Annotated in this window: 1 pseudogene; it reads left to right on the top strand. The window is 64.0% G+C overall.

Going from position 1 to position 603, the window contains the following annotated elements:
• Positions 1 to 603, top strand: a pseudogene (locus E0L21_RS24730) (hypothetical protein); the annotation flags it as partial.

Raw genomic sequence — 603 nt, 5'->3', positions numbered from 1 at the left:
GAAGGCAGGGCGCTGGCGCAGTACAGCGACCGCGATAAAGTGCAGTCGCTGCGCCATTTTGCCGGGCAGCCGCTGCGTACCGAACAGAATGAACCCACCAACGCTGAGCGGGTGATGAAAGATATCGGCGCGCTGCTGATGCTCGACGGCATTGCCGCAGAAGCGGGCGCTATGGCGGAATTCTTCACTGAAAAAACGGTGACCACGGAAGGCCGGAGCGCGCTGGCCACGCTGCGCAACACCGCAGAACAGGCCACCGCCGGGGAAGCCGGTATGGCTATAACCAGCGAAACCGGTACCGCAGCGGCGGAGGTGGCGATGGCCGGCGAAGCCAGGGCAGCAGCAGCCGGGGCAACCAGCGCCGCTGAAGGAGCGATATCTGGAGAAGCCAGAGTCGCTACTGAAGGAGCCGCAGCCGGAGAAACCGGAGCAGCAGGAGTAAACCGGCTGCGTCCTTCGCTGGCGGGCGATATCAGCCAGTACGCGGTAAACGATGGCGAGGCGCTGATTAAGGAGAGCCGCGCCAGTGCCGGAGGAATTCACCAGGTTAAGGACGCGGCCGGAAATGATCGTTGGCTGCTGCGCTACCGCGAGGGAGCGGGT

This window comes from Kosakonia quasisacchari, from assembly GCF_004331415.1.
GTDB classification, from domain to species: domain Bacteria; phylum Pseudomonadota; class Gammaproteobacteria; order Enterobacterales; family Enterobacteriaceae; genus Kosakonia; species Kosakonia quasisacchari.
Note: the sequence above shows the minus strand (reverse complement) of the source record. Positions and strands in the feature narration are given on the sequence as shown.